Source organism: Pseudomonas aylmerensis (assembly GCF_001702265.1).
In the GTDB taxonomy this organism is placed as follows: domain Bacteria; phylum Pseudomonadota; class Gammaproteobacteria; order Pseudomonadales; family Pseudomonadaceae; genus Aquipseudomonas; species Aquipseudomonas aylmerensis.
Genome location: NZ_MAUE01000047.1, coordinates 41,830 through 64,008, shown reverse-complemented (window position 1 = coordinate 64,008; position 22,179 = coordinate 41,830). Strand labels below are relative to the sequence as shown.

18 protein-coding genes are annotated in these 22,179 nt (G+C 63.7%); 12 read left to right on the top strand and 6 right to left on the bottom strand.

The genetic code is table 11. The annotated features are described in order from the left end of the window. The first annotated feature begins 40 nt into the window (after nt 1-40). The 5 genes from BBG20_RS30140 (at nt 41) to BBG20_RS30120 (ending at nt 4,089) form a co-directional block, all read left to right on the top strand. On the top strand, nt 41-643 hold the full coding sequence (locus BBG20_RS30140) for a DUF2796 domain-containing protein (RefSeq protein WP_065909961.1): 603 nt from the start codon (nt 41-43) through the stop codon (nt 641-643). 150 nt (nt 644-793) lie between these two features. Continuing rightward, the gene (locus tag BBG20_RS30135) at nt 794-1,504 is read left to right on the top strand and encodes an ABC transporter ATP-binding protein (protein WP_065909959.1); all 711 of its coding nucleotides are present in this window, start codon (nt 794-796) and stop codon (nt 1,502-1,504) included. 1 nt (nt 1,505) lies between these two features. Beyond that, the gene (locus BBG20_RS30130; RefSeq protein ID WP_065909957.1) at nt 1,506-2,771 is read left to right on the top strand and encodes an ABC transporter permease; all 1,266 of its coding nucleotides are present in this window, start codon (nt 1,506-1,508) and stop codon (nt 2,769-2,771) included. An 11-nt stretch (nt 2,772-2,782) separates the two neighbouring features. After that, nucleotides 2,783-3,295, top strand: a complete 513-nt coding sequence (locus tag BBG20_RS30125) for a DUF3299 domain-containing protein (RefSeq protein ID WP_065909956.1) — start codon at nt 2,783-2,785, stop codon at nt 3,293-3,295. A 95-nt stretch (nt 3,296-3,390) separates the two neighbouring features. After that, a complete protein-coding gene (locus tag BBG20_RS30120; protein WP_065909955.1) occupies nt 3,391-4,089 on the top strand; it encodes an OmpW/AlkL family protein in 699 nt (232 codons plus the stop codon). Between the two features lie 166 nt (nt 4,090-4,255). Here the strand turns inward: BBG20_RS30120 and BBG20_RS30115 are convergent, their stop codons facing one another. Next, nucleotides 4,256-5,140: a sugar nucleotide-binding protein gene (locus tag BBG20_RS30115; RefSeq protein ID WP_083221509.1), complete on the bottom strand. Its 885-nt coding sequence runs from the start codon at nt 5,138-5,140 to the stop codon at nt 4,256-4,258. Nucleotides 5,141-5,306: 166 nt separating this feature from the next. On the opposite strand from BBG20_RS30115, the gene BBG20_RS30110 reads away from it, so the two are divergent. Beyond that, nucleotides 5,307-9,554: a DEAD/DEAH box helicase gene (locus BBG20_RS30110; protein WP_065909953.1), complete on the top strand. Its 4,248-nt coding sequence runs from the start codon at nt 5,307-5,309 to the stop codon at nt 9,552-9,554. A gap of 117 nt (nt 9,555-9,671) precedes the next feature. On the opposite strand, the gene BBG20_RS30105 is transcribed toward BBG20_RS30110, so the two are convergent. Then, nucleotides 9,672-11,777, bottom strand: coding sequence for a mechanosensitive ion channel family protein (locus tag BBG20_RS30105; RefSeq protein WP_065909951.1), 2,106 nt, complete (start codon nt 11,775-11,777; stop codon nt 9,672-9,674). A gap of 177 nt (nt 11,778-11,954) precedes the next feature. Between BBG20_RS30105 and BBG20_RS30100 the strand changes: the two genes are divergently transcribed. The 5 genes from BBG20_RS30100 to BBG20_RS30080 all read left to right on the top strand — a co-directional run bounded on the left by BBG20_RS30100 (nt 11,955) and on the right by BBG20_RS30080 (nt 17,573). Next, on the top strand, nt 11,955-13,157 hold the full coding sequence (locus BBG20_RS30100) for an MFS transporter (protein WP_065909950.1): 1,203 nt from the start codon (nt 11,955-11,957) through the stop codon (nt 13,155-13,157). A 511-nt stretch (nt 13,158-13,668) separates the two neighbouring features. Then, complete coding sequence (locus BBG20_RS30095) at nt 13,669-14,595, top strand: DUF72 domain-containing protein (RefSeq protein ID WP_065909949.1); 927 nt, start codon at nt 13,669-13,671, stop codon at nt 14,593-14,595. Next, the gene (locus BBG20_RS30090) at nt 14,592-15,368 is read left to right on the top strand and encodes an endonuclease/exonuclease/phosphatase family protein (RefSeq protein ID WP_065909948.1); all 777 of its coding nucleotides are present in this window, start codon (nt 14,592-14,594) and stop codon (nt 15,366-15,368) included. The genes BBG20_RS30095 and BBG20_RS30090 overlap by 4 nt, the downstream gene beginning before the upstream one ends. Then, nucleotides 15,365-16,627, top strand: a complete 1,263-nt coding sequence (gene clsB, locus BBG20_RS30085) for a cardiolipin synthase ClsB (RefSeq protein WP_065909947.1) — start codon at nt 15,365-15,367, stop codon at nt 16,625-16,627. The genes BBG20_RS30090 and clsB overlap by 4 nt, the downstream gene beginning before the upstream one ends. Further along, nucleotides 16,617-17,573: a lysylphosphatidylglycerol synthase domain-containing protein gene (locus BBG20_RS30080; RefSeq protein ID WP_065909945.1), complete on the top strand. Its 957-nt coding sequence runs from the start codon at nt 16,617-16,619 to the stop codon at nt 17,571-17,573. Before clsB ends, BBG20_RS30080 begins: the two co-directional genes overlap by 11 nt. Nucleotides 17,574-17,680: 107 nt before the next feature. Here BBG20_RS30080 and BBG20_RS30075 read toward each other — a convergent pair whose 3' ends face one another. The 3 genes from BBG20_RS30075 to BBG20_RS30065 all read right to left on the bottom strand — a co-directional run bounded on the left by BBG20_RS30075 (nt 17,681) and on the right by BBG20_RS30065 (nt 20,666). Beyond that, nucleotides 17,681-18,436 (bottom strand): alpha/beta hydrolase family protein, encoded by a 756-nt coding sequence (locus BBG20_RS30075; RefSeq protein WP_016969461.1) that lies wholly within the window; start codon nt 18,434-18,436, stop codon nt 17,681-17,683. Then, on the bottom strand, nt 18,426-19,535 hold the full coding sequence (locus BBG20_RS30070; RefSeq protein WP_065909943.1) for a DUF3182 family protein: 1,110 nt from the start codon (nt 19,533-19,535) through the stop codon (nt 18,426-18,428). The genes BBG20_RS30075 and BBG20_RS30070 overlap by 11 nt, the downstream gene beginning before the upstream one ends. 171 nt (nt 19,536-19,706) lie before the next feature. Next, nucleotides 19,707-20,666: a GlxA family transcriptional regulator gene (locus BBG20_RS30065; RefSeq protein ID WP_065909942.1), complete on the bottom strand. Its 960-nt coding sequence runs from the start codon at nt 20,664-20,666 to the stop codon at nt 19,707-19,709. A gap of 96 nt (nt 20,667-20,762) precedes the next feature. On the opposite strand from BBG20_RS30065, the gene BBG20_RS30060 reads away from it, so the two are divergent. Then, nucleotides 20,763-21,326 (top strand): cysteine hydrolase family protein, encoded by a 564-nt coding sequence (locus BBG20_RS30060; protein ID WP_065909940.1) that lies wholly within the window; start codon nt 20,763-20,765, stop codon nt 21,324-21,326. 21 nt (nt 21,327-21,347) lie between these two features. Here the strand turns inward: BBG20_RS30060 and tam are convergent, their stop codons facing one another. Then, nucleotides 21,348-22,106: a trans-aconitate 2-methyltransferase gene (tam, locus tag BBG20_RS30055; protein ID WP_065909938.1), complete on the bottom strand. Its 759-nt coding sequence runs from the start codon at nt 22,104-22,106 to the stop codon at nt 21,348-21,350. Nucleotides 22,107-22,179 lie beyond the last annotated feature (73 nt).

Here is a 22,179-nt window from a genome sequence, read left to right as displayed (position 1 = left end):
AAGATCACATAACAAAACTTTCATGTTCTGGAGCCTTCTCATGCGCCGTCTGCTGCTTGCTTTGCCGTTTGCCCTGTTGCCACTCGCCATCGCCCATGCTGCCGACGAGCACGACCATGAACACGAGCACGGTAGCCTGGGTGCCCACGAACACGGCGTCGGTCGCCTCAATGCCGTACTCGACGGCCAGGCCCTGGAGCTTGAGCTGGACAGCCCGGCGATGAACCTGGTGGGCTTCGAACACCTGGCCACCACCGCTGCAGACAAGGCCAAGGTCGCCGCTGCACGCAAGCAGCTGGAAAACCCTGTCGCCCTGTTCAACCTGCCCAAAAGTGCCGGTTGCGTCGTGAGCACCCAGGAACTCAACAGCCCACTGTTCGGCGACAAGCCCGAAGTTGACCACGACGATGATGATGACGATCACGACGCCAAAGACGGCGCCCACGAGCATCATCACGACCACAGCGAAATCCACGCGCATTACCAATTCACCTGCGCCACGCCGACAGCCCTGAGCAACCTGGACCTGAGCCAGGTGTTCAAGACTTTCCCTGCCACGCAGAAAATCCAGGTACAACTGATCGGCCCGAGCGGCCAGCAAGGTGTGGAAGCGACGGCACAGGCAGCTACCCTGAAATTTTGAGTTCATGCCTCAGTCAAGGTGGAAGCTGGCTTGCCTGCGATAGCATCGACGCGGTGTTTCTGCCACACCGCGTCGCTTGAATCGCAGGCAAGCCAGCTCCCACACTCGATCGGTGTCATCATCCAAATCAAACCAGACCACTGACTCCCCATGACCCAAGCGTTAATCGAACTGTCTGACCTGGGCTTCAACTGGCCCGGCCACCCACAGTTGCTGGACATCCCCGCGTTCCGCCTGGAAGCAGGGGAAACCCTGTTTCTCAAGGGCCCGAGCGGCAGTGGCAAAACCACCTTGCTCGGCCTGCTCGGCGGCGTGCAGAAGCCCAGCCGCGGCAGCATTCGCCTGCTCGGCCAGGAGCTGACCGAACTCTCGGCCGGCGCCCGCGACCGCTTTCGCGTCGACCACACCGGCTACATCTTCCAGCAGTTCAACTTGCTGCCGTTCCTGTCGGTGCGCGAAAACGTCGAGCTGCCCTGCCACTTTTCCAAGCTGCGTGCGCAGCGGGCGATCCAGCGCCACGGCAGTGTCGACCAGGCCGCTGCCACCCTGCTCGCGCACCTGGGCTTGAAGGACCGGGACTTGCTGGAGCGCCGCGCCGACTCGCTGTCGATCGGCCAGCAACAACGGGTTGCCGCCGCGCGTGCGTTGATCGGCCAGCCAGAATTGGTGATCGCCGACGAGCCCACCTCGGCCCTGGACTACGACGCCCGCGAAGCCTTCATCCAGTTGCTGTTCGCCGAATGCCGCGAGGCCGGTGCCAGCCTGTTGTTTGTCAGCCATGACCAGAGCCTGGCGCCGCTGTTCGACCGCAACCTGTCGCTGGCCGAACTCAATCGCGCCGCCACGCCCGCAGAGGTTTGAGATGTATTTGTTCCGTCTAGCCATGGCCAGCCTGGCGAACCGCCGCTTTACCGCGATCCTCACCGCCTTCGCCATCGCCTTGTCGGTGTGCCTGCTGCTGGCGGTGGAACGCGTGCGCGTTGAGGCGCGCAACAGCTTTGCCAGCACCATCAGCGGCACCGACCTGATCGTCGGCGCGCGCTCCGGCTCGGTCAACCTGCTGCTGTACTCGGTGTTTCGCATCGGCAACGCCACCAACAACATCCGCTGGGACAGCTACGAACACTTCGCCGCCAGCCCCCAGGTGAAATGGGCCATCCCGATTTCCCTGGGCGACTCCCACCGCGGCTACCGCGTGATGGGCACCAACGAATCCTACTTCGAGCACTACCAGTACGGCCGCAAGCAGAACCTCGAACTGGCCAGCGGCCGCGCCTTCGCCACTGACCCGTTCGAGGTGGTGCTCGGCGCCGAAGTCGCCGATGCGCTGCATTACAAGCTCGGCGACAAGCTGGTACTGGCCCACGGCGTGGCGGTGGTCAGCCTGGTGAAGCACGATGACAAGCCGTTCACCGTGGTCGGCATCCTCAAGCGCACCGGCACACCGGTGGACCGCACGCTGCATATCAGCCTGGGCGGCATGGAAGCGATCCACATCGACTGGCACAACGGCGTGCCCGCCCAGGGCAAAGGCCGCATCAGCGCCGACCAGGCGCGCAACATGGACCTCACCCCGCAGGCCATCACCGCGTTCATGCTCGGCCTGAACAACAAGATTTCCACCTTCGCGCTGCAACGCGAGATCAACGAGTTCCGTGGCGAGCCGATGTTGGCGATCCTGCCGGGCGTGGCGCTGCAGGAGCTGTGGAGCATGATGGGCACCGCCGAAAAAGCCTTGTTCGTGATCTCGCTGTTCGTGGTGCTGACCGGGCTGATCGGCATGCTCACGGCGATCCTCACCAGCCTCAACGAACGCCGCCGCGAAATGGCGATCCTGCGTTCGGTGGGCGCACGGCCCTGGCATATCGCGACCTTGCTGATCTTCGAAGCCTTCGCGCTGGCGTTGTCCGGCGTGATCGCGGGGGTCGGCCTGCTGTACGTGTGCATCGCCGCGTCGCGCGGGTATCTGCAGGCCAATTACGGCCTGGACCTGCCGATGTCGTGGCCGAGCGAATATGAATGGACGCTGCTGGCCGGTATCCTCGGCGCAGCGCTGTTGATGGGCAGCGTGCCCGCGTGGCGCGCCTATCGACAATCCCTGGCCGATGGCCTGTCCATACGTTTATGAGGAAGGCTTTGATGCGTCGCGTCCTGTTTGCACTGTTTCTGCTGATGGCCCTGCCGGCCTGGGCCGATGAGCCTAAAGAGCTGACCTGGTCGGAGCTGATCCCGCCGGATGCCGAACCGGAAATACCGAACATGCAGCCGCTGCACAACTTGTCCGGGATGGCCGACGCGCTGGAGTCGGCGCCAGCGGCCAAGCAGGAAATGCCCCACGCGCCGGTGGTACAGGGCCTCGATGGCCAGCATATTCGTCTGCCGGGGTATATCGTGCCGCTGGAAGTCAGCGAAGCAGGCCGCACCACCGAGTTCTTGCTGGTGCCGTATTTCGGCGCGTGCATCCATGTACCGCCGCCGCCGTCGAACCAGATCGTGCATGTGAAAAGCGAAGTCGGCGTGAAGCTCGATGAGCTGTACCAGCCGTACTGGATCGAAGGCGCGATGCAGGTCAAACCGTCCACCAGCGAGCTGGCCGACGCCGGTTACCAGATGGACGCCGAGAAGATTTACATCTACGAACTGCCGCAATAGCGCTGATCGACCTTTCATTGAGCTGAGTCAAAAGATCGAGCGGAACGATCTTTACCATTGGACGTACAACTTTTAAACGTCCTTTTGGAGCTCCCATGAACAAGTCTCTGCTCGGCGCGTCCCTCTTCGCGCTCGCCCTCGCCGCCCCGGTCGTCCACGCTCACGAAGCGGGCGATATTCTGGTGCGCGCCGGTGCAATCACCGTGAACCCGAAAGCCGACAGCGGTCACGTGAAGGTTGACCAGGGTCCATTGGCGGGCGCCAACCTGGGCGGCAAGGCGACCATGAGCAGCGACACCCAGCTGGGCTTGAACTTTGCCTACATGCTGACCAACCACGTGGGCATCGAGCTGCTGGCGGCCACCCCGTTCGAGCACGACGTGAAGATCAAAGGCACCGCCCTGAGCCCGGCCAACGGCAAGCTCGGCACCCTCAAACACCTGCCGCCGACCCTGAGCGTCGTGTACTACCCGCTGGACAACAAGTCTGCGTTCCAACCGTATGTGGGCGCCGGTATCAACTACACCTGGATCTACGACGAACACGTCGGCAGCCGCGCACAGGGCGAAGGCTTCAGCAACTTCAAGGCCGAGAACTCCTGGGGCTGGGCGGCGCAGATCGGCGCGGACTACATGATCAACGACAAGTGGATGATCAACGCCCAGGCGCGCTACATCGACATCAGCACCAAGGCGACCGTGGAAAACAACGCCGTGGCACCTGGCACTCGCGCCAAGGTAAACGTTGATGTGGACCCGATGGTGTACATGGTGGGCATCGGCTACAAGTTCTAACCCAGGTTCCACTCACGCTGCATAACCTATGTGGGAGCGGGCGGGTGCAGGAGCTGGCTTGCCTGCGATAGCATCGCCTCGGTGCAACTGACAGACCGAGGCGATGCTATCGCGGGCAAGCCCGGCTCCCACACCCGCCCGCTCCCACGTTGGTTTTGGGGTTGGGTCAGCCGTGCCGGTAGAACCGATCCAGCAACGCCGGCAACCCCGCCCGCCACGCCCGTGGCTTGATGCCGAAGGTGTGGAGGATTTTCTTGCAGGCGAGCACCGCGTGCTGCGGTTCGTCGCCGGCATCCGGCCGGGCCGCGTGGGCCTGGGCGGTGGGCGCCTCGATAGCCAGCGGGTGGAAATTGCGCGCCTCGGTCAGGATCGCCTGGCCCAGGGCCAGCGGCGTGGTCGCCTCATGCCCGGCGTAGTGGTAAGTGCCCCACAGCGGCGCGGCACAATCGAGTTGCTTGAGCACCGAGATGATCACCCGCGCGGCGTCGTCCACCGGCGTCGGGTTGCCGCGACGGTCATCTGCCATCAGCAATTCATCCGGCTTCTCGGCCCGCGCGAGGAAGCGCCCGAGCGTGCCGTCGATGCTGTCATCCAGCAGCCAGCCAAAGCGCAGCAGCACATGTTGCGGGCACGTGGCGCGCACACTTTGCTCGATACGCCACAGCGCCTGGCCGCGCAGGCCCAAGGGCACCGGCTCGTCTTTTTCGCTGTAGGCGGTGGCGCGGGAGCCATCGAACACGCGGTAGCTGGACGGTTGCAGCAAGGTGATGTTGTGGTGCTGGCACAGTTCGGCCAGGCGTTCGATGGCGAACTCCTGGGCAGCCAGGCGGGTTTCGCTGACAGCCTCGGCCTGGAACCAGTCGAAATAGTAGGCGAGGTTGATCAACGCATCGGGACGGGTGTCGTCGAGCAATTGGGTGAGGCTTGCGGCATCCCAGCCGTCGGTGGGCGGTTTGGGTGCGAGGAAACCAATGTCTTCCTCTGCACCGAGGCGAATCAGCGCCTGCCCGAGGGCATTCCCGCCGCCCAGTAACATAAGGCGCATTCGCATAGATTGAGCAGGCCCGGTCTGTTTGGAACGATGGTTATTGTCGGCAGGCCCGTGAGCCAGCCGTAGGTGTATTCCAGAATCGTTGCATTTTGCGGGTTTGTAGCGCAACCGTCACGGATAAAGTGCGGGGGTTGCAACTTGACCTCATGGGTTGCATATAAGAGTCATGAACCTTCCCGAATCAACGGACACGGTATTGGACGGCTTCCACCCCGCCGTCAGCACCTGGTTCCGCAGCACCTTCCCTTCGGTGACCAGCGCGCAGGCCCAGGCATGGCCGCTGATCCGTCAACGCCGCTCGACCCTGATCGCCGCCCCCACCGGCTCGGGCAAGACGCTGACCGCGTTCCTGGCGGTGCTGGACGACCTCGTCCATCAGGGCCTGGCCCACGGCGGGCAACTGCCGGACGAAACGCTGGTGGTGTACGTGTCGCCGCTCAAGGCGCTGTCCAACGATATCCAGATCAACCTGCAAACCCCGCTCGCCGGGATCACCGAGCACCTGCAGGCCATGGACTTGCCGCCGCTGGTGATCCGCACCGCCGTACGCACCGGCGACACCCCGCAAAAAGACCGGGCGCTGATGCGCAAGCGCCCGCCGCATATCCTGGTGACCACCCCGGAATCGCTCTACGTGCTGCTGGGCTCCGACTCCGGCCGGCAAATGCTGGCCAGCACGCGCACGGTGATCGTTGATGAAATCCACGCGATCGCCGCCGGCAAGCGCGGTAGTCACCTGGCCTTGAGCCTGGAGCGCCTGCAGGGTTTATGCGGCGAACCGCTGACCCGCATCGGCCTGTCGGCCACGCAGAAGCCTATCGAGGCCGTGTCGCGCTTTCTGGTCGGCACGGGCCGCTCGTGCGACATCGTCGACATCGGCCATGCCCGCCCCCGCGACCTGGATATCGAAGTGCCGCCGGTGCCGCTGTCGGCAGTGATGGCCAATGATGTCTGGGAGCTGGTCTACGATCGCCTCGCTGCGCTGGCCCGCGAACACCGCACCACGCTGATTTTCGTCAACACCCGGCGCCTGGCCGAACGCCTGGCCCGGCACTTGAGCGAACGCCTGGGCAAGAATGCCGTCGCCGCCCACCACGGCAGCCTGGCCAAGGAACTGCGCCTGGACGCCGAGCAACGGCTCAAGGCCGGCGCGCTGCAAGTGCTGATCGCCACCGCCTCGCTGGAGCTGGGGATTGATATCGGTGACGTCGACCTGGTGTGTCAGATCGGCTCGCCAGGGTCCATCAACGGCTTTCTGCAACGGGTCGGGCGCTCCGGCCACCAGGTTGGCGGTACGCCCAAGGGCCGTCTGTTCGCCACCACCCGCGATGACCTGATCGAATGCGCCGCCCTGCTCGACTGCGTACGCCGGGGTGAACTCGACACGTTGCACATTCCCGTGGCGCCGCTGGACGTGCTGGCCCAGCAGATCATCGCCGAGGTCAGCGCCCAGGAGTGGTCGGAAGCGGCGCTGCTGACGCTGATCCGCCGCGCCGCGCCGTATGCCGCACTGGATGAGCGCCACTACCAGGCGCTGCTGCAGATGCTCGCCGACGGCTACAACGGTCGCCAGGGCATCCGCAGCGCCTACCTGCACCGCGACGCCGTGACCCATACCCTGCGCGGCCGCCGGGGCGCCCGGCTGACCGCCGTGACCAGCGGCGGCACCATCCCGGACAATGCCGACTACAGCGTGTTGCTGGAGCCGCAGAGCCTGAACATCGGCAGCGTCAACGAAGACTTCGCGGTGGAAAGTATCGCCGGGGATATCTTCCAGCTCGGTAACACGTCCTACAGGATTTTGCGGGTCGAGGCCGGCAAGGTGCGCGTCGAAGATGCCCACGGCCAGCCACCGACCATTCCGTTCTGGCTCGGCGAGGCACCGGGGCGCAGCCAAGAATTGTCGGCGGCCGTGGCACGTTTGCAGGGGCAGTTGGACTCGCTGCTCAGCGCCAGCCCCGGTAACCTGCAACCGGCGCAGGACTGGCTCACCGACACCCTCGGCCTGAACCGCGCCAGCGCCGAACAGATCCTCGACTACCTGGCCCGTGCGCGCCTGGCTCTCAGTGCGCTGCCGTCCCAGGACACGTTGATCATGGAGCGGTTTTTCGACGAGTCCGGTGGCACCCAACTGATCATCCACACGCCGTTCGGCAGCCGCATCAACCGCGCCTGGGGCCTGGCCCTGCGCAAGCGTTTTTGCCGTACGTTCAACTTCGAGCTGCAGGCGGCGGCCAGCGAAAATGCCATCGTGCTGTCGCTGTCCACCAGCCACAGTTTCGAGCTGGACGAAGTGTGGCGCTATCTCAACAGCCACAGCGCCGAACACCTGCTGATCCAGGCGGTGCTGGACGCGCCGCTGTTCGGCGTGCGCTGGCGCTGGAATGCCGGCGTGGCCCTGGCGCTGCCGCGTTATACCGGCGGGCGCAAGGTCGCGCCGCAAATCCAGCGCATGAAGAGCGAAGACCTGATCGCCAGCGTGTTCCCCGACCAGATCGCCTGCCTGGAAAACCTTGCCGGCGAACGCGAAGTGCCCGCGCATCCGCTGGTGGAACAAACCCTCGATGACTGCCTGCACGAAGCCATGGACGGCGACGGTTGGCTGGCCCTGCTGCGGCGCATGGAGGGCGGCGACGTGCGCTTGATCAGCCGTGACCTGCCGGCGCCCTCGCCGATGGCCGCGGAAATCCTCAGTGCGCGCCCCTACACTTTTCTCGACGATGCCCCGCTGGAAGAACGCCGCACCCAGGCCGTGCTCAACCGGCGCTGGAGCGACCCGCAGAGCACCGACGACCTTGGCGCACTGGATGCGGACGCTATCGCCGGGGTCCGCGAAGAAGCCTGGCCAGCGCCCCACAACCTGGATGAAATGCATGAGGCGTTGATGAGCCTGGCCTGCATCGCCGCTCACGAAGTCACGCCGCAATGGGCCGAGTGGCTGCACGCCTTGGCCAAGGGCGGGCGCGCCTCTGCATTGCACAACGGCCTGTGGGTGGCGGTCGAGCGCCTGAGCTGTTTGCAGGCGATTTATCCCAACGGCTTGCCGCTGCTCCCGGGCTTCGATGAGCTCTGGACCTACGACGAAGCGCTGGTGGAAGTGCTGCGCGCACGCCTTGGCGGCTTCGGTCCGCTGACCTTGATCGAGATCGCCGCGCCCCTGGCCTTGCCGGAGGCTGATGTCACGCAGGCGTTGGCCCGCCTGGAGCAGGAAGGCTACGTGCTGCGTGGGCGTTTCAGCCCTGGCGCCGACGCAGAGCAATGGTGCGAACGCCACCTGCTGGCGCGCATTCATCGCTACACGGTCAAGCGCCTGCGCCGGGAAATCGAGCCGGTGGCGCTGCAGGACTTCATGCGTTTCCTGTTCGATTGGCAGCACTTGTCCGAGAGCACCCGAGGCCAGGGCAGCGCGATGTTGGCGCAGATCGTCGGCCAGTTCGAAGGCTACGCCGCTGCCACGTCCGCCTGGGACACTGATTTGCTCAGCGCGCGGCTCAAGGATTATTCCTCGACCTGGCTCGATGAGTTGTGCCGCAGCGGCAAGCTGGTGTGGACGCGCTTGAGCAACAAGGCCAGCGCCATCGCCCTGCGCAGCACGCCGGTGGTGCTGTTGCCGCGCAGCCAGGTGCCGCTGTGGAGCGGGCTGACCGAACCCACCGACAGCACGACGCTGTCGCCCAAGGCGCAGAAAGTCCACCTGGCCCTGCGCGAACATGGCGCGCTGTTTTTTGATGAGTTGGTGCACGAAGCCCACCTGCTGCGCAGCGAACTGGAAGGCGCCTTGCAGGAACTGGTCGGTGCCGGCCTGGTGAATGCCGACAGTTTTGCCGGGCTGCGGGCGTTGACCACGCCGGCGAGCAAACGCCAGGCGCGCAGCAGCCGGCGCGGGCGTGGGGCGTTTGTCGGCGGCATGGACGATGCCGGGCGCTGGGCGCTGATCCGGCGCCCGGCGACCGCCGCCGGCGCGCACTCGGCAGAGACCTTGGAGCATGTGGCGATGACCTTGCTGCGCCGCTACGGCGTGGTGTTCTGGCGGCTGCTGGAGCGCGAGGCGGATTGGTTACCGAGCTGGCGCGAATTGCTGCGCACGTTCCATCGGCTGGAAGCGCGCGGGGAGATTCGCGGCGGGCGCTTTGTCAGTGGCTTGGCGGGGGAACAGTTTGCGTTGCCGGAAGCAATCCCGCTGCTGCGTGAGGTGCGACGGCGCCCGCATGATGGGAGTCTGATTGCCGTGTGCGGGGCCGATCCGCTGAACCTGGTAGGCACGTTGTTGCCCGGCAGCAAAGTGCCGGCGGTCAGCGGCAATCGGATTGTGTACCGCGATGGGTTGCCGGCGGCGGTGATGGTCGCGGGCAAGCAGCAGGTGTTGCTGGAGGTGGACCCGCAGGCGGTGCAGGAGAAGTTGATCAGGCATTAGGGATGCCTGGTCTGACGCCATCGCAGGCAAGCCAGCGCCCACATTTGAACGAGTTCACACGGTCGACAATGTGGGCGCCGGGCCTGCCCGCGATGAGGCCAGCCCGGGCGACATCAATCACTGGGTACGCGGCTGCTCCGTCAGCACCACCGACGCCGGCACTTCGTCATCCGGCTCATCCACTGGGGCTGTGCGCTTGGGCAGCAGCACCTGCTGTGGATAAGTCTGCGCGAAGTGCACCTCATCACAGTTATCCACAAGCTTTTTCAGGCGCTGGTTGAACGCGCGACTGACTGCATATTGCCCACCCGACACGGTGCGGAATTGCGCGGTGAGTACCACGCCATTGAGGTCCATCTTGTCGACGCCAAACACCTCCAGCGGCCCTTGCAGGTTGTACTTGAGGAACACGTCGTCGCGGATCGACTGCCCGGCTTCGCGGATCAGCTCCACGGCCTTATCCACATCGGTGTCGTAAGTGAACTGCACCGAGAAGAACGCATAAGCAAACTGGCGTGACTGGTTGGTGACCGCCTTGATCTGCCCGAACGGCACCGAGTGCACGAAGCCCTTGCCGTCGCGCAGGCGCAGGGTGCGGATGGTCAGGCCTTCGACGGTGCCCGCATGGCCGGAGTCGAGCACCACCCAGTCGCCGATGGACAGTGTGTCTTCGATGATGATGAACAGGCCGGTGATCACGTCCTGCACCAATTGCTGGGAGCCGAAACCAATCGCCAGGCCGACCACACCGGCACCCGCCAGCAGCGGCGCGACGTTGATGCCCAGGTTGGCCATGGTGGTGATCGCGCAGATCACCACCAGGATGATTTTCACCGCATTGCGCAGCAGCGGCAGGATGGTCTTGACCCGCGTGCTGGGCTGACGGCTGGAGCGTTTGTTCACCGGTGGCTTCAGCGCTTCCTGGATCGCGGTGTCGAGCACCACCCAGAACAGCCACGTCACCAGCAGGATCAGGCCGATGCTGCTGAGCGAGTCGCTGATGGCGCGGCCCACCGAATTGCGCTGGGCGAATTCGAACAGCGAGACGCCCCAGATACGCCCGAGGATTTCGATAAAGGCGATCGCCATGGCGATGCGCAGGATCGCGTGCAGCAGGCTGAGGAAGCGCTCCTTGTAGGCACTGCTGCGCTGGATCGCCACCTGGCTGCGCGACTTGAACAGGTGTTGCAGCACGGTGCTGAGGAACACCGTGCCGATCAACAGGATGGTGGTGAACAGCGCGCAACGCAGGGCCTTCTGGTTGTCGTCGCCGGCGCCGATCAGGTTGATTGCCGAGACCAGCACCATCAACAGGATCGGCCAGTACCACAGCCCCGAAAACACCCGCAGCGACTGTTGCAGCGCCGGGTGTTTCAGGCGCTGGGCCAAGGGGCGGTTGCGGATCAGGTGCGCCACCGGACGGCGCAGGCGCACCACCAGCACGCCGAAGATCACCGCGGCAAACAGGCCGGTAAACACCGCGATGCTGCTGGTGATATTGCCACCGAGCTGACGGGCGATCTGCGGACTGGTTAGCGCATCACTGAGGGCGGCGAGGAAGCCGATCAGGAACAGCGGCTTGGGGCAGTAATCGCGAATGATCTGCACCGCCGGGCGCTTGTGCCCTACGTTGAACATCACGATGACGCACAGCAGCATCGAGGTCGAGAAGATGCCGCTGCTGGTGGCGTAGGCAAAACACAGCGCCAGCGCGCGGCCGATAGAGGTGGGTAAAAAATGGCTGACGTAGAGGGTCAGCGGCAGGCAGATCAGCGCGGGGATCGTGTAGGGCAGCACATACCCGAGCACCGCCTGCAATCGCTTGCGCTGCTGAATGAACGTGCGCTGGCTCAGGCGCCGTACGCTGAAGCGCGCAAGCAACGTCAACACCGCGAAGGCGCCTATCCACACCCCCGACAGCAACAGGAAATCCCCGGCGACGCTCCACGGCGAGCGCTCGGCCGTCTGATCGACCAGCCGGCCGACTTCATCCGCGGCGCGGTCGGCACGCAAACGCCATTCATCGATCAGGTTCTGATTGAGGTCGAGCTTCTCCTGCACGTCATCGATGCTGGAGCTGATGGCACCGAGCAGGCCGCCTTCGACGAGCAATTCCGGCTTGGCCGGCGCTTCGGGTTCAGGCGCGGTGGCCGCGGCTTGCAGTGCGCCGCTGGCACAAAACAGCAACGCGCCGAGCAGTAATGCAGTCTTGAGATTCAGCAAAACGCCGGGCCTCCTTCAACAGGGTGTGTAAGGAACTGACGGGTTTGAACCCTGATCGTTCCCCTGTTCCGAGATCTTTGACCTGCAGGCAAATATCAAATGCCGATCCCTGGCTTTTTCCGCACAGGCCAAAACCAGACACTGCGCTCCTGAATGAAACCCACCGGAGTTGCAGCCATGCCCATTGCCTTGCTCGCGCTGACCCTCAGCGCCTTCGCCATCGGGACGACCGAGTTCGTCATCGTTGGCCTGTTACCCACCATCGGCGCCGACCTGGGTGTCGACCTGCCGTCCGCCGGCCTGTTGGTCAGCCTCTACGCCCTCGGCGTGGCCATCGGCGCGCCGGTGCTGACCGCGCTCACCGGCAAGGTGCCGCGCAAACTCCTGCTGCTGTCGCTGATGGTGCTGTTCACCCTTGGCAACTTGCTGGCATGGCAGGCGCCGAGTTATGAATCGCTGGTGCTGGCGCGGATCGTTACCGGCCTGGCCCACGGGGTGTTTTTCTCGATCGGCTCGACCATCGCCACCAGCCTGGTGCCCAAGGAAAAGGCCGCCAGCGCAATTGCCATCATGTTTACCGGCCTCACCGTCGCCCTGGTCACGGGTGTGCCGCTGGGCACCTTTATCGGCCAGCACTTCGGCTGGCGCGAAACCTTCCTCGCCGTGTCCGCCCTGGGTGTGATCGCGTTTATCGGCAGCCTGATCTACGTGCCCAAGCACATCGCCCACAGCAAACCCGCGTCGCTGCTGCAACAACTGCAAGTGCTCAAGCAACCGCGTTTGCTGCTGGTGTACGCAATGACAGCCGTCGGCTACGGCGGCTCGTTCATCGCGTTTACCTTCCTGGCGCCGATCCTTCAGGACATCTCCGGCTTCAGCGCCGGCACGGTCAGCCTGGTGCTGCTGGTGTATGGCATCTCGGTCGCGGCCGGGAACATCTGGGGCGGCAAGCTGGCGGATAAACGCGGCCCGATCAGCGCGTTGAAAATCATCTTTGCCCTGCTCGCGGCCGTGCTGTTTGTCCTGACGATGACCGCCAGCAATCCTTGGCTGGCCCTGGCCACCGTGCTGGTGTGGGGCGCGGTCGCCTTCGGCAACGTGCCCGGCCTGCAGGTGTATGTGGTGCGCCAGGCCGAACATCACACGCCGAATGCGGTGGACGTGGCGTCGGGGCTGAATATCGCCGCGTTCAACCTGGGAATCGCCGGTGGTGCCTGGGCGGGTGGATTGATCGTGGCCCATATGGGCCTGATCCACACGGCGTGGATTGGCGGGCTGGTGGTGCTGGTGGCCCTGGCGCTGACCGCGTGGAGTGGCCGGCTGGACCGCCTTGGTCCGGTGTATCCCGAGAGTTCGACACGCAGTGTGGTCGGGCACTGATCCGGTAGCACCTTCAATCCTATGTGGGAGCTGGCTTTCCAGCGATGGCGGTGGGTCAGTCGATGAATTGATTGCTGACAGATTGCCTTCGCGAGCAAGCCCGCTCCCACAGTTTTTTCCGGGCACTGATCCGGCCACGCCTCAACCCCATGTGGGAGCTGGCTTGCCGGCGATGGCGGTGGGTCAGTCGATGAATTGATTGCTGACAGATTGCCTTCGCGAGCAAGCCCGCTCCCACAGTTTTTTACCGGGCGCTGATCCGGCAACACCTTCAATCCCACAGTTTTTTCCGGGCACTGATTCGGCCACGCCTCAACCCCATGTGGGAGCTGGCTTGCCGGCGATGGCGGTGGGTCAGTCGATGAATTCATTGCTGACAGATTGCCTTCGCGAGCAAGCCCGCTCCCACAGTTTTAGCGGGTGCCGTCTGTAGGACCGTGGAAACTTTCGCGCAAATAGCGCAGTCATTCCAGAACGGAGGTCACTCGACCCACCATTCACGGGAGTCACCATGGCGGCGATTCATATCGGCATTTCCGGCTGGCGCTACACGCCCTGGCGCGGGGATTTCTACCCCGAGGGGCTGACCCAGAAACGCGAGTTGCAGTTTGCGTCACGTGCCGTCAACAGCATTGAAATCAATGGCTCGTTCTACGCGCTGCAAACCCCCAAGCGCTACGCCGAGTGGTACGCCGACACCCCTGAAGACTTCATGTTCAGCGTCAAGGCACCGCGCTATATCACGCATATCCTGCGCCTGCGTGAGGTGCACAAGCCAATGGCGAATTTCTTCGCCTCCGGGGTACTGGAGCTGCAGGAAAAACTCGGCCCCATCCTTTGGCAATTTCCGCCCAGCTTCACCTTCGACCCAGCGCTGTTCGAAGCCTTCCTCGCCGACTTGCCCACTGACACGGTGCAAGCCGCGACCCTCGCCCGCCAGCATGAGGCACGCCTGAACGGCAAGGCGAGCCTGCAGGCTCATGGCAAGCGCGCCCTGCGTCATGCGGTGGAGATCCGGCACAAGAGTTTTGCGGTGCCTGAGTTTGTGCAGATGCTGGCTCGGTACGGCGTGGCCCTGGTGGTGGCGGACACCGCCGGCAAGTGGCCGTACCTCGAAGACGTCACCGCCAATTTCCTCTACCTGCGTTTGCATGGCGACAAGCAGCTGTACGCCAGCGGCTACACCGATGAAGCCCTCGAGCGCTGGGGTAATCGCATCGAGCGCTGGGCACACGGCAAGCAGCCGGCGGATGCGCACCTGGTCGACCCGCAGCGCAAGCCCGCCGCGCGCAAGCAGCGCGAGGTCTTCTGTTTTTTCGACAACGACATCAAGGTGCGGGCGCCCTTCGATGCCCGTCAGTTGCTCGGGCGTTTCGGGCTGGATAAGCACCTCCTCACCGAACCCGGCAAGTTGCCTGAACCCGGGGTGTTGCCATGACACAGCCGGAATGGGTACCCATCGCCCCCACCACCGCGATAACGCGTTTTACCGTGTTGACGGTGAATATTCACAAGGGCTTCACTGCGCTGAATCGGCGTTTCATCCTGCCCGAGTTGCGTGAAGCGGTGCGCAGTATCGGTGCCGACATGGTGTTCCTGCAGGAAATCCATGGCACCCACGAGCGCCATCCCCAGCGCTATAGCGACTGGCCGAACATGCCGCAGTACGAGTTCCTCGCCGACAGCATCTGGCCGCAGTTCGCCTACGGGCGCAACGCGGTCTACCCGCATGGCGACCACGGCAACGCGCTGCTGTCGAAATTCCAGATCGTGCGCTACGACAACCTCGACATTTCGCAAAGCGGGCATGAAAACCGTGGCCTGTTGCATTGCGTGCTGCGCCTGCCGGGCACCGGCCAAGAGGTGCACGCCATCTGTATTCACCTGGGCCTGCGCGAGGTGCATCGCCAGCAGCAATTGCGCTTGCTGGAGCAGCGCATCCGCGAGATTCCGGACGATGCACCGTTGGTGGTTGCCGGCGATTTCAACGACTGGCGCCAGCGTGCCGACCTCAGCCAGAGCGGCCTGAAGGAAGTGTTCATCGAAACCCACGGCAAACCCGCACGCACCTTCCCGGCGCGCCTGCCATTGCTGCCGCTGGACCGCATTTATGTGCGCAACGTGAAGGTGCATAACCCGCGAGTGCTCACTGCCCGCCCCTGGTCACATTTGTCAGACCACGCGCCCCTGTCGGTGGAGATTGAGCTATGAACGTTGCCGTGGAACACATCGCTACCGATCAGCCGCCGGATGAAGCCAAGGCCCGCGACCTGGATTACGGCTGGCAGAGCGACAACCGGGTCGAGTTGCTGGAGAACGGCGAGGCGTATTTCCCTCGGGTCTTCGAAGCGATGCGTGAAGCGCATCGGGAGATCCTGCTGGAGACCTTTATCCTCTTCGAAGACAAGGTCGGCCACGAGCTGCAGGGCATCCTCATCGAGGCGGCGCAACGCGGGGTCAAGGTGGTCGTAAGCCTGGATGGTTTTGGCTGCGGCGAGCTGAGCCCGGGGTTTCTCGGTGAGCTGGCGGAGGCAGGAGTGACGGTGCAGATGTTTGACCCGGCGTCCAAGACACTGGGCATCCGCACCAACTGGTTTCGCCGCCTGCACCGCAAGATTGTGGTGGTGGATGCGACCGTGGCGTTTATCGGCGGGATCAATTTTTCCGCCGACCATCTGGGCGATTTCGGCCCCGAGGCCAAGCAGGATTACGCGGTGCAGGTGACGGGCCCGGCGGTGGCCGACCTGCATCATTTCGCCCTCGCGCAAAGCGGTCGACAGGTCCGTACACGCCGCGGTTGGCGCCGGCGCCAGCAACGCCCTTCGCTGTGGGCCACCGAGAAAGGCAAAGGCCTGGTGCGCCTGATCTATCGCGACAACGTCCAGCATCGCGACGACATCGAAGAGGCGTATATCCACGCCCTGAGCAAGGCGCAGAAACGTGTGGTGATCGCCAACGCGTATTTCTTCCCCGGCTACCGCCTGCTGCGCGAGATTCGTAACGCCGCGCGCCGTGGCGTGCACGTGCAACTGATCATGCAGGGCCAGCCTGACGTGCTGCTGGCCAAACTGGCTGCGCGCATGCTCTACGACTACCTGCTCAAGGACGGTGTGGTGATTCACGAGTATTGCCAGCGGCCGCTGCACGGCAAGGTCGCGCTGGTGGATGACGAATGGAGCACCGTCGGTTCGAGCAACCTCGACCCGCTGAGCCTGTCGTTGAACCTGGAAGCCAATGTGCTGATTCGTGACCGCGCCTTCAACCAGCAGCTCTACGAGCGCCTGGAAGTACTCGCTGACACGCATTGCCGGACCATGCCGGAAAACCGCAAGCCGCGCCTGTGGCTGTGGCGGCTGACCGTGGGTTTCCTGGTGTTCCATGTGATGCGCCACTTCCCCGCGCTGACGGGCTGGTTGCCGGCGCACAAGCCCCGCCTGAAACCTTTCGAGCGTTCGCCCCATGACGTCTGAAGCCAGCGGTTCTCGATTCGCGCGCTGGAAGAAACCGCTGACTGTCGCGTTCTTCCTGTTGTTGATCGTGCTGTTCACCCTGCTCGCTCGGCGCATCGACTGGAGCGAGGTGTTCGAGACCCTCGGCAATTTCAAGGTGCGCACGCTGATCATCGCGGGTGGGCTGACAGCGTGCAGCTTTGTCGTCTACGCCTGCTTCGACCTGATCGGCCGCACCTACATCCGTCAGCCCCTGCGCTGGAAACAGATCCTGCCAGTGGGCATCATCAGCTATGCGTTCAACCTCAACCTGAGCGCCTGGGTCGGCGGCATCGCGATGCGTTATCGGCTGTATTCGCGGCTGGGGGTGAGCACTGGCAACATCGCCAAGATCCTCGGCCTGAGCCTGGCCACCAATTGGTTTGGCTATATGGCCCTGGCCGGGGTGGTGTTCAGCAGCGGCCTGGTGACGATGCCGCCAGGGTGGAAAGTCAGCAGCGGTGCATTGCAGGGCATTGGTGTGTTGCTGGTCCTGGCCAGCCTGGGGTATCTGGCGGCCTGCCAGTTTTCGAAAAAGCGCGCCTGGTCGATTCGCGGGATCGAGATCAACCTGCCGTCGCTACGCATGGCATGCCTGCAATTGGCGCTGGGGGCGTTGAACTGGTCGTTGATGGCAGCGGTGATTTTCACCTTGCTGCCGGCGAAACTGGATTACCCGCTCGTGCTCGGCGTGTTACTGATCAGCGCGATTGCCGGCGTGATCACGCATATCCCCGCCGGGCTGGGCGTGCTGGAGGCGGTGTTTATTGCCCTGCTGCAACATGAAGCCTCGCGCGGCAGTTTGCTTGCCGGGCTGATTGCCTACCGCGCGATCTACTTTATTCTGCCGCTGCTGATCGCTCTGGTGATGTACGTCGGTGTCGAGGCGAAGGCCAAGGCGTTGCGGGTGAAGAAAACACCGGCTTGAGAGAGATGTTGCCGAGAGGATCGCTATCGCTGGCAAGCCAGCGCCTACATTTGCGATGCGTCCCCCTGTAGGTATCGGCTTGCCGCCGATAGCGATCCAAAGCCCCCCTATTGAGACTGGATAATGCTCAACCGCTCGCCCACCACCATCTCGGTAATCCAGTCCACCAGGATCGAGGTGTAGGCCTGCTGGGACACTGGATCGCTAAGGGAGTGATCCGCGCCATCGATGATGCGGTGAGTCAGCGAGTGCGTCTGCTGGCAGGCCGCGCGGTAGCTCATGATGGTCGCATGGGGCACATGGTCGTCGGTTTCCGATTCGACGATCAGCACATCCCCGGTGAATTGCGCGCAGGCATGCAGCGCGCGATTGGTCTCAGCGTGAACCAGCGTGCTGCGGTAATCCATCAGGTCGGCCTTGTCCAAATCGCGCTTGGGCTTGAGCCATTCCTGATCGCGATACAGCGCTGGCACACGCAGCGCCAGCCAGCGCACCGGGCGCAACGAGGTCAGAATTGCCGCCAGGTAACCGCCGTAGCTGGTGCCCACCACCGCCACTGCCGAGGTGTCGATGGCCGGGTGCGAGAGCAGCCGGTCGTAGGCTGCCAGCAGGTCGCGCAGGTTGTCTTCGCGGGTAACGCGCGACAACGGGATACCGGTGCCGGCATGCCCCCGCAGGTCGAAGGTCAGGCACACGCAGCCGAGGCCGGCGATGCCTTTGGCACGCTCCAGGTCGCGCTCCTGGCTACCGCCCCAGCCGTGCACAAACAACACGCCCGGGACTTTGGATTTGGGGCTCAGGAAGGTGGCGCTCATCTGTTCGTCGTCGATATCGATCGCAATGCTTTCGCTTCTAGCCGTCATAAGATTTAACCGTCACGTACTTGAGAAGAAACTCGCTGTTTTCCGCCGGGCCGCGGTACACCTCGATGGCATCGGCGGGCAGCGCCTGCTCCACGTAGGTTTCCACCGAGGACACCCGGATCGCGCGCAGGCCGGGGTGGTTGATGAAGCTTTGCAACGCCGCGACTTCCGCGCTGCTGGCCCCGCCCATGCGCCAGGATTGTTCGAGCACGCCACTGCGGCGCTGGCCGTCACTGTCCAGGCCCTGGGCGATGTCGTAGTTGCGCCGCGAGGCATAGAAGCCAGGGTAGGCCTCATCGGCGGCCGCGTCGAAAACTTGTGCTTGTTCGATGGCTTGGCGCACGTCGTCCGGCAGCGCGAGGGCGAGCAGCTTTTCGTAGTCGCCCGGGACCACGATTAAATCGGAACCGCCGTACACCTCTTCGCCGTGTGCGTCTTGTGTCAGGAACTGCTCGCCGCAATAACTGAGCACGTGCTCGCCAATAAAGCTCTGGCCCACGCTGTGGGTGATGACGTCGTGCAAGTCCTGCTCCAGCACCACGCCGCTCTCAAACAGTTGCGCGGCGTTCGGTCGCGCCAGCACCACATCGAACGCGTCGAGACTGCGGATCACTTCCTGGCCACGCCCGGCGCAGGCATGCACCGGTTTCAAGCGAATCGGGCCGCTGTAGAGCAAGCGTGTCGCGGCTTCGCGTGCATCCTGCAGGGCAAATACGCTGAGGCCGTCGAGCACGACGTCGCGTACCCGCTCGCAGAACAATGGCGACCAGCCGGGTGGGGTCACCGCATCCGGGCCCAAAACGCCATGGCTGATGGCTTTGGTGCAGATGAAGTCGTGATCCACATAGCCGCCCCAAAGGTCTTCGGGGCCGTTGACGTTCAGCGCGCGGGCCTGGGCCGCGCCGACCAGGGTCTGCGTGGGCAACAGGTAGAGGGCTCGGTCGGCGTGCTGGTCGGGGTCATAGCTGCCGCCGAACTTCAGCCCGAGGATCTGCGCCAGCCAGCGCGCCAGCGCACGATTGGTTTCCACCTCATGCTGTGGCGCACCCTCCCGCGTGGAGTGGGCAACTACGAGTTTCTTGCGATTCTTCGGGGTCATGCGTCCCCCTTGGCCTTCCCGCCATGTGTGTAGTGGGAAGGTTGCAGGGATCAGGCCAAGGTGCTTTCAAAGAGGATGCGAGTGAAATCAACCGGTTGTCGAAAAAGCGATGGCAGTTGGCCTGTTTGATTCTGCACGACGCCGCCTTGATGCTGCGGCGTTCTGCACGATTCACACGCCGAAACGGTTGCGATAATCGCTGGGGGCCAGACCAGTGATCTTCTTGAAGATGGCTCGAAATGCACTGGGGTCCTGGTAGCCCACGGTCCAGGCGATATGGTCGATGGTGCCGTTGGTGAACTCGAGCATCTGCCGCGCTTTGCCGACACGCAGGTGCTGGCAGTATTCGGTGGGTTTCAAGCCGGTGGCGGCGCGAAACCGCCGCAGGAAGGTGCGTTCTTCCAGGCCCGCCTCCTGCGCCATCGCCGCCACCGACACGTCCACTGCGCCACTGGCTTGCAGCCAATGCTGCACCTTGAGGATCGCGCTGTCGCCGTGCCCCAGGATCGGCGCAAAGTTGCTGCCGCATTGGCTGGCGCTGTCACTGTGTTCGATCACCAGGAAGCGCGCGGTACCGGCGGCGATGCTCGGGCCCATCAGGCGATCGACCAGGCGCAGGCCCAGTTCGGACCAGGCCATCAGCCCGGCAGTGGTGATCAGGTCGCCGTCATCGACGATAGGTTTATCGGCCTCCAGGCGCACCGCCGGATACCGTGTGGCGAAGGCACTGGCGGAGGACCAATGGGTGGTGGCGCTGCGCCCGTCCAACAGGCCGCTGCGCGCCAGCATGATTGAGCCGATGCACACACCACCGAGCACTGTGCCCACCGCATGTTGCTGGCGAATCCACTCGAGCAGCGCGGGCGGTGCCTGTTCTTCGCTGAACTCACCGATTGAAGGCGGCACCAGCAGGGCCATCATCGGTTGCTCAGGGCCGGGGTGAGTGTCGAATACCCGCGCAGGCGTGCCATGGGCATCCACCTGCCAGTGGCTGACCCGCAGCAACGGCAGTTGCGCGGATTGATGCTCGGCAGCAATCCGGTTGGCCACCCCGAACAAATCGGTCAGGCCGTGGACAGCCGCCAACTGTGCACCGTGGTAGATCAACACGCCCAGCTCCACAACCGCCATTGTCAGTTTTCCCCCTGTTATTGTCGGTGCAGCCAATCCCGCGCGCCGGCGCCAGCTAACATACTGGCCCCATCAACCCATCACGAGGCAACACCTATGGCCAAGCAAGCGCTCATCCTAATCGATATCCAGAACGACTACTTCCCCCAGGGCAAGTGGCCGCTCGACGGCGTGGAAGCCGCGGCAGACAAGGCCGCGCAGGTGCTCCAGGCCTTTCGCCGGGCGGGCGATGCGGTGATTCATGTGCGCCATGAATTTACCTCGGATGACGCGCCCTTCTTCACCCCGGGCTCCGAGGGCGCTTATTTGAACCCCAAGGTGCTGAATGAGGGCAGCGAGCCGGTGGTGCTCAAGCATTTCGTCAATGCGTTTCGCGAGACCAACCTGCGCGCACTGCTGGAACAACGCAGCATCACGGAGTTGGTGGTGGTCGGCAGCATGAGCCATATGTGCATTGATGCGGTGGTGCGAGCGGCGGCGGACCTGGGCTACAAGGTCACACTGATCCATGACGCCTGCGCCACGCGGGACCTGGAATTCAATGGCAAGGTGATCCCGGCGGCGCACGTGCATGACACCTACATGGCATCGTTGGCGTTTGGTTATGCCGGCGTGGTGTCGGCACAGGAGTATTTGCAGGCACAAGCGGCGGCCGCGTAACCGCCACTCGCGTGGAGTGCCTCAGCGCGTGGCGATGATGAACAGGCGCGGAAATGGCAGCAACACGGTGCCATCGTCCAGGGCTGGGTAAGCCTGGGTAATTCGCGCCTGATATTCACGTAGGAAGGCGGCCTTTTCTTCGTCGGTCAACGGCGCCAGAAACGGCCGCAACGCCGAGGCCTTGAACCACTCCACCACAGCCGCATGGTCGGCCAGTGGATGCAGGTACGTGGTGCGCCACACGTCCACGGTGCTGTGTTTGCTCAGCAACTCGTAATAGTAGTTCGCGCTGTGCCGCTCATTGTGTTTGACCGCACCGATCCTGGCCGCCCATGGGCCGTCGGCAGCCACCTCGCGGGCCAGCCGGTGGGCGGGTTCGTCGAGGTTGTCCGGCGTCTGCACGGCCAGCGTGCCGCCGGGCGTCAGTTGGTTGACCAGATGCGGGTAGAGTGTGGCGTGGTCCGGCAGCCATTGCAGGGAGGCATTGGCCAAGATCACATCGAAAGCCTGTGCAGGGCGCCAGGCACCGATATCCGCCAGTTCGAAGCTTAACGCCGGCAGCCGTTTGCGGGCGTCGACCAGCATGTCATCGGAGCTGTCCATGCCCGTGACATGCGCCTGCGGGAAGCGCTCGGCGAGTACTTCAGTGGAATTGCCGGGGCCGCAGCCCAGGTCAACGGCGTTGCGCACCTCAGTATTCGGAATGGCCGCGACCAGGTCACGGACAGGACGAGTGCGCTGCTGTTCGAACATCGTGTACTGCTTGGCTGACCAGGTCATCACGGCTTTCCTTCTTTTTGAGGTTGGCTACAGCCTAATTCTTGTGAGCCATGAGAACAAATGCCAGGATTGG

Coding starts and splice junctions, on each gene's coding strand:
- BBG20_RS30110 (WP_065909953.1), top strand. CDS start 5,307: ATGAACCTTCCCGAATCAACGGACACGGTATTGGACGGCTTCCACCCC.
- BBG20_RS30140 (WP_065909961.1), top strand. CDS start 41: ATGCGCCGTCTGCTGCTTGCTTTGCCGTTTGCCCTGTTGCCACTCGCC.
- BBG20_RS30060 (WP_065909940.1), top strand. CDS start 20,763: ATGGCCAAGCAAGCGCTCATCCTAATCGATATCCAGAACGACTACTTC.
- BBG20_RS30065 (WP_065909942.1), bottom strand. CDS start 20,666: ATGGCGGTTGTGGAGCTGGGCGTGTTGATCTACCACGGTGCACAGTTG.
- BBG20_RS30120 (WP_065909955.1), top strand. CDS start 3,391: ATGAACAAGTCTCTGCTCGGCGCGTCCCTCTTCGCGCTCGCCCTCGCC.
- BBG20_RS30100 (WP_065909950.1), top strand. CDS start 11,955: ATGCCCATTGCCTTGCTCGCGCTGACCCTCAGCGCCTTCGCCATCGGG.
- BBG20_RS30080 (WP_065909945.1), top strand. CDS start 16,617: ATGACGTCTGAAGCCAGCGGTTCTCGATTCGCGCGCTGGAAGAAACCG.
- tam (WP_065909938.1), bottom strand. CDS start 22,106: ATGACCTGGTCAGCCAAGCAGTACACGATGTTCGAACAGCAGCGCACT.
- BBG20_RS30095 (WP_065909949.1), top strand. CDS start 13,669: ATGGCGGCGATTCATATCGGCATTTCCGGCTGGCGCTACACGCCCTGG.
- clsB (WP_065909947.1), top strand. CDS start 15,365: ATGAACGTTGCCGTGGAACACATCGCTACCGATCAGCCGCCGGATGAA.
- BBG20_RS30070 (WP_065909943.1), bottom strand. CDS start 19,535: ATGACCCCGAAGAATCGCAAGAAACTCGTAGTTGCCCACTCCACGCGG.
- BBG20_RS30130 (WP_065909957.1), top strand. CDS start 1,506: ATGTATTTGTTCCGTCTAGCCATGGCCAGCCTGGCGAACCGCCGCTTT.
- BBG20_RS30135 (WP_065909959.1), top strand. CDS start 794: ATGACCCAAGCGTTAATCGAACTGTCTGACCTGGGCTTCAACTGGCCC.
- BBG20_RS30075 (WP_016969461.1), bottom strand. CDS start 18,436: ATGACGGCTAGAAGCGAAAGCATTGCGATCGATATCGACGACGAACAG.
- BBG20_RS30090 (WP_065909948.1), top strand. CDS start 14,592: ATGACACAGCCGGAATGGGTACCCATCGCCCCCACCACCGCGATAACG.
- BBG20_RS30115 (WP_083221509.1), bottom strand. CDS start 5,140: ATGCGAATGCGCCTTATGTTACTGGGCGGCGGGAATGCCCTCGGGCAG.
- BBG20_RS30125 (WP_065909956.1), top strand. CDS start 2,783: ATGCGTCGCGTCCTGTTTGCACTGTTTCTGCTGATGGCCCTGCCGGCC.